This is a genomic window from Cupriavidus sp. 96C5-1, assembly GCF_057798855.1.
This window is the reverse complement of record NZ_JBYOJU010000040.1, coordinates 89,921-95,920: the sequence shown is the minus strand read 5'-3', so window position 1 is coordinate 95,920 and position 6,000 is coordinate 89,921. Positions and strand designations below refer to the sequence as shown.

The window sequence follows — 6,000 nt, the reverse complement described above, 5'->3', positions numbered from 1 at the left end:
GTGGGCGCGGTGGCCCCAGATTTTGGGTATTCGCCTCAAGCCGGGGCCACCGCGCCCACGACGAAACCGGCAAGGATCGGGAAGCAGTGGCCATTCGCGCCGGTAACGGCAGATGCGTGAGCCACCACGGGCCATTGCCATCATGGGCGCTATACTGAAACCAGTGCCATCCGCATTGGCAATGCCGTTCGCGCCGGTAGCGCCAGCAGTCAGGCAGGACTGACGCGCCCACCACGAATCCGCAAAGTCCCCGAGCCCGATAAGCCAGCCCCCCTGCAAGGGGTCGCTTTCTTTTGGTTACTTTTCTTTACGAGTAAAGAAAAGTGACACCTCCATGTGCCCAAGAGCCTGACGCCACTCCGCCTTTAGGCCCTGCAGACCTGAATCAGGTCCCTACAACGGCAAGAGTTCCTACTGAAAAAAATAGCTCCATGTACCAAAGAACCCGACACCATTCGGGCTATAGGTCCTGCAACCCTAAATATCTCCCATAAAAAACTGAAAAAAATATTTTAAGAAACTAAATTCTGAATTGCCGCATTGTCATGCCGCATGAAGTCTCTTTCTGAAACGAGTGAATTTTCAGGCTAAATGCTATGGTTTTGGCGGCGCTACTGCCGCGCATTACGCCGGTTGTCCGGCCACGGCGTGTTGTAGTTGGTCCGGAACGGATTGATGTCCAGTCCGCCGCGCCGCGTGTAGCGGGCATAGACCGCCAGCTTCACCGGTTTGCACTGGCGCATCACATCGGTGAAGATACGCTCCACGCATTGCTCATGGAATTCGTTGTGGTTGCGGAACGAGATCAGGTACTTGAGCAGCGCTTCCTCGTTGATCGGTGCGCCCACGTAGCGGATCTGCACGCTGCCCCAGTCGGGCTGCCCGGTCACGAGGCAGTTGGACTTGAGGAGGTGCGATACCAGCGTCTGTTCCACCGGCGCTTCGTCATGGTTGGCGTGCAGCAGTTCGGGGGCCGGTTCGTAGATGTCGGTCTCGATGTCGAGGCGGTCCAGCAACTGGCCTTCCAGCTCGCCCATCTTCTGCGTGCCCAGGTCGGCCTCGGTCACCAGCCGCACCTGCACCGTGCCGCCGGTGGCCTCGGACAGGTCGTGGTGCAGCAATTGCTGCAGCGCTTCGGCCGAGGCGATCTTGCTCTGGTTGAACGAATTCAGGTAGAGCTTGAACGACTTGGACTCGACGATGTTGGGCGTGTCGGCGGGAATGATGAAGCTGGCCAGCGCCACCTGCGGCTTGCCTTTCATGTTCAGCCACGACAGCTCGTAAGCGTTCCAGATGTCCACCCCGAAGAACGGCAGGGCGCGGCCTTCGGCCAGGCCGATCTCGGTGCGCTTGGGCTGGCGCGGGATCGGGAACAGCAGGGTGGGGTCGTACTCGGTCTTGTAGGCAGAGGGTTTGCCTAGCGGCGATTGTTCGGGAAGGCTCATGGTTGCCTCGCGTGTGGCCCCGCCCATCCCCGTCGAGGGGGGCAGGGCGGGAGCCACGGGATTGATCAGGACAAAAACAGCTTGTACACCGGATTCTCGGTCTCTTCCCAGTGTACATAGCCCAGCGTGGCGAGGAAGGCTCGGAAGGCGCGTTTCTCGTTCTTGGGCACCTGGATGCCAACCAGGATATTGGAGGTGTCGCCGCCCTGGTTGCGGTAGTGGAACAGGCTGATATTCCAGTTTGGGCTCATGCTCGACAGGAAGCGCATCAGCGCGCCCGGACGCTCCGGGAACTCGAATCGGTACAGCAGTTCGTCGTGCGCCAGTTGCGAATGCCCGCCCACCATGTAGCGGATATGCTGCTTGGCCAGCTCGTTGTTCGACAGGTCCACCGTATCGAAGCCGTGGCGGCGGAAACCCGCGGCGATCTTCTCGTTTTCCGCGCGGCTCGCGATCTGCACGCCGACGAAGATGTGCGCCATGCTGTTGTCGGCGATGCGGTAGTTGAATTCGGTCACGTTGCGCGTGCCGACCTGCTCGCAGAAGCGCTTGAAGCTGCCGCGTTCCTCGGGGATGCTGACTGCGAAGACCGCCTCGCGCGCCTCGCCCACCTCGGCACGCTCGGCCACGAAGCGCAGGCGGTCGAAGTTCATGTTGGCGCCGCAGGCGATCGCCACCAGGTGCTGGCCCTTGAGCTTCTCGCGTTCGGCATACAGCTTCAGGCCGGCCACGGCCAGCGCGCCTGCCGGCTCCAGGATGCTGCGGGTGTCCTGGAATACGTCTTTCAGGCCCGCGCAGATGGCGTCGGTGTCCACCAGCACGATCTCGTCGACCAGCTCGCGCGTGATGCGGAAGGTTTCCTTGCCGACCAGCTTGACCGCGGTGCCGTCCGAGAACAGGCCCACTTCCTTGAGTTCCACGCGCTTGCCCGCGTCCACCGAGCGCTTCATCGCGTCGGAGTCCACGGTCTGCACGCCGATCACCTTGATCTCGGGACGCACGGCCTTGATGTAGGACGCGATGCCGGAGATCAGGCCGCCGCCGCCGATCGCGACGAACACCGCGTGCAGCGGGCCCGGATGCTGGCGCAGGATCTCCATGGCGATGGTGCCCTGGCCGGCGATGACTTCGGGATCGTCGAAGGGGTGGATGAAGGTCAGCTTGTGCTTCTTCTCCAGCACCGCGGCGTGGTTGTAGGCATCGCTGTACGACTCGCCGTGCAGCACGATCTCCACCCATTCGCCGCCGCGCTCGCGCACCGCGTCGATCTTCACCTGGGGTGTGGTCACCGGCATGGCAATGATGGCCTTGCATTTCAGCCGGGCGGCCGACAGCGCCACGCCTTGGGCGTGGTTGCCCGCCGAGGCCGCGATCACGCCGCGCTTGAGTTCCTCCGCCGTCAGCGAGGCCATCTTGTTGTAAGCGCCGCGCAGCTTGAACGAGAACACCGGCTGGGTGTCCTCGCGCTTGAACCACACCGAGTTGCCGGTGCGTGCGGAGAGGAGGTGCGCGTAGGTGAGTTCGGTTTCCTGGGCCACGTCATACACCTTGGCGGTCAGGATCTTTCTCAGGTAATCGGGTTTGCGGGTCATCGTGGACAGCCGGGGCGAGGATGGGCGGAAACCGCTAATGATAAAGGATGGCGCGGGGTGCCGATGCCTGCACCGGCACCCGGGCCTCCGGCAAGGCGGCGCGCAAGGGTCTTCCAGGTCACCCCGGATGCCGCGCGCCGGGCCGCCGTGGCGGTGCAACCGGCGTCCCTGCCTGCTCTGGGAGCAATCGCGCACTTTGTAGGACGAAGCCCGGTGGACGCTGCCGGAGCACTCGTGATACGGTGTAACGCAATGCCTTCCCTACCTCTTATCGAACCGAACACCGCGCTGTTCCTGGATTTCGACGGTACGCTGGCCGACCTTGCGCCGCGTCCCGACCTCGTGCAGGTCGAACCGGAACTGGTGGGGACGCTGCGCGTCCTGCATACGCAACTGGGCGGCGCCGTCGCGCTGATTTCCGGCCGGCCGATCGCAGAACTGGACCATTTCCTGCATCCGTTGCGGCTGCCCGCGGCCGGCGTGCACGGCGCGGAACTGCGCGATGCGGGCGGCTACCGGCTGCGCGAGCAGGATCGCGCCGTGCCCCTGTTGCTGCCGCCGCTTTCCGCCCTGGTGAACGCGCATCCCGGCTTGCAGCTCGAGCCCAAGGCGGTGGCGGTGGCGGTGCACTATCGCGCCGTGCCCCATCTCGAAGGCCTGGTACGCAACTTCGCGGCAGAACTGGCAAGTGGCGTGCCCGGCATCGAAGTCCTGCACGGCAAGATGGTGGTCGAACTCAAACCGGCGGGCGTCGACAAGGGCGGCGCGATCGCCGCCTTCATGCGCGGCCCGCCCTTTGCACGCCGCCTGCCGCTGTTTGCCGGCGACGACATCACCGACGAGGCCGGCTTTGCCGTGGTGCGGCGCCTGGGCGGCGTCGGCGTGCTGGTCGGCGAACGGCCCAGCGCCGCCACCGTCAGCGTGCCCGGCCCCGCCGCGCTGCGCTGCTGGCTGCATCGCTCTGCCAAGGCGCTGGAAGCCATGGCCGCCGCCGAGGGCGCGCCGGAGCCGGGAACCACATCCACAACGACGTCTTGAGGGGGATTCGCTGTGAGCAACCCATTCACCGAGGGTAGGCAGGCCAGTGCCGAGGGCGCCGGCCGCCATGCCGATCCGTCGCTATCGCTGGGCATGATCGGCAATTGCGCGATCTCTGCGCTGGTCGATGGGCATGGCCGCATCGTGTGGTGCTGCCTGCCGCGCTTCGACGGGGATCCGGTCTTCAATGCCTTGCTCGATCCTGGCGAGAATGCGGGCCACTTCGCCATCGAGATCGAGGATTTCAGTGACGCGCAGCAATGGTACGAGCCCAACACCGCCGTATTGCGCACGCGCCTGACCGACCGGCACAACAACTGCCTCGAGATCACCGATTTCGCGCCGCGGTTTTTCCGGCTCGGCCGCTATTTCCGGCCCACCACGCTGATCCGGCGGATTCGCCCGGTGCGCGGAGCGCCGCGCGTGCGGGTGACGGTGGCGCCGCGTTTCGACTGGGGGCGCGTCAAGCCCGAGATCACGCGCGGCAGCAGCCATGTGCGCTATATCGGCGACGGCATGACGCTGCGCATGACCACCGACGCGCCGCTGACCTATGTGCTGTCGCAGACGCCTTTCCTGCTGACGCGCGAGCACAATTTCATCCTCGGGCCGGACGAAACCCTGCAGGGCGGCGTGGAGGAAACCGCGCGCCATTTCGAGCAGGAGACCACCGCTTACTGGCGCATGTGGAGCCGCCGCCTCGCGGTGCCGCGCGAGTGGCAGGACGCGGTGATCCGCGCCGCCATCACGCTCAAGCTGTCGCTCTATGAAGAGACCGGCGCCATCGTTGCCGCCATGACCACCAGCGTGCCCGAGGCGCCGGGCAGCGGCCGCAACTGGGACTACCGTTTCTGCTGGCTGCGCGACGCCTTCTTCGTGATCCGCGCGCTCAACAGCCTGTCCGAGGTCGGCACCATGGAGGACTACCTGCGCTGGTTGTCCAATGTAGTGATGCAATCCAGCAACGGGCATATCCAGCCGCTGTACGGCATCGGGCTCGAGCTTGAATTGCCGGAGAGCGTGCTCGATCACCTGCCGGGCTACCGCGGCATGGGCCCGGTACGCGTGGGCAACCAGGCGCAGGAACACTTCCAGCACGACGTCTACGGCAATGTGGTGCTGGGCGCGGCCCAGGCCTTCCATGACCATCGCCTGCTGCACCGGGCCGGGGCCGCCGAGTTCCGCGTGCTGGAGACCGTGGGCGAGCAGGCGGTGCGCGTGTTCGGCACGCCCGACGCGGGCATGTGGGAGCTGCGCACCCGCGCGCGCGTGCATACCTCCTCCGCGCTGATGAGCTGGGCCGCCTGCGATCGCCTTGCCAAGATCGGCGATGCGCTGCAGCTGCCGGATCGCGCGGCGTACTGGCGCGGGCATGCCGACGGCATGAAGGAGCGCATCGTGCGCGAATCCTGGAGCGATGAGCGCCAGGCGTTCGCCGAGAGCTTCGGCGGCCGCGAACTCGACGCCAGCGTGCTGCTGATGGCCGAAGTCGGCTTTATCGCACCGCAGGACGAGCGCTTCATGTCGACGCTCAGGGCGATGGAAGCCTCGCTGTGCGACGGGCCCTATATGCGCCGCTACGAGGCGCCGGACGATTTCGGCAAGCCCGAGACCGCATTCAATATCTGCACCTTCTGGCGCATCGACGCGCTGGCCCGCGTGGGACGCCGCGAGGAGGCGCGCGAGATCTTCGAGGCCATGCTGGCGGCGCGCAATCCGCTCGGCCTGCTGTCCGAAGACACCCATCCGTTGACGGGCGAGATGTGGGGCAATTTTCCGCAGACCTACTCGATGGTAGGTCTCATCAACGGCGCCACGCGCCTGTCCGCGCCGTGGGACTCGGTGATCTGAGCTTCGCCCGGGCAAGCGGGCGCGGCCCGGGCAACGGCAGCGGCGCGCCAGGCCGGGCCCCGCAGGCATCGCAA

General features: G+C 65.4%; 4 protein-coding genes. 2 read left to right on the top strand and 2 right to left on the bottom strand.

The window, feature by feature from the left end; translation table 11 throughout:
- Positions 1 to 611: 611 nt before the first annotated feature.
- Entirely contained in the window at positions 612 to 1,445 is an 834-nt protein-coding gene (gene queF, locus AC3FOF_RS33435) for an NADPH-dependent 7-cyano-7-deazaguanine reductase QueF (protein WP_017225006.1), read from the bottom strand.
- Between the two features lie 65 nt (positions 1,446 to 1,510).
- Positions 1,511 to 3,037: a threonine ammonia-lyase, biosynthetic gene (gene ilvA / locus AC3FOF_RS33430; RefSeq protein ID WP_017225005.1), complete on the bottom strand. Its 1,527-nt coding sequence runs from the start codon at positions 3,035 to 3,037 to the stop codon at positions 1,511 to 1,513.
- Positions 3,038 to 3,289: 252 nt separating this feature from the next.
- Here ilvA and otsB point away from each other — a divergent pair, with 252 nt between their 5' ends.
- The gene (gene otsB / locus AC3FOF_RS33425; protein ID WP_488729026.1) at positions 3,290 to 4,075 is read left to right on the top strand and encodes a trehalose-phosphatase; all 786 of its coding nucleotides are present in this window, start codon (positions 3,290 to 3,292) and stop codon (positions 4,073 to 4,075) included.
- A 12-nt stretch (positions 4,076 to 4,087) separates the two neighbouring features.
- The gene (locus AC3FOF_RS33420; protein WP_488729025.1) at positions 4,088 to 5,926 is read left to right on the top strand and encodes a glycoside hydrolase family 15 protein; all 1,839 of its coding nucleotides are present in this window, start codon (positions 4,088 to 4,090) and stop codon (positions 5,924 to 5,926) included.
- The last annotated feature ends 74 nt before the right edge of the window (positions 5,927 to 6,000 follow it).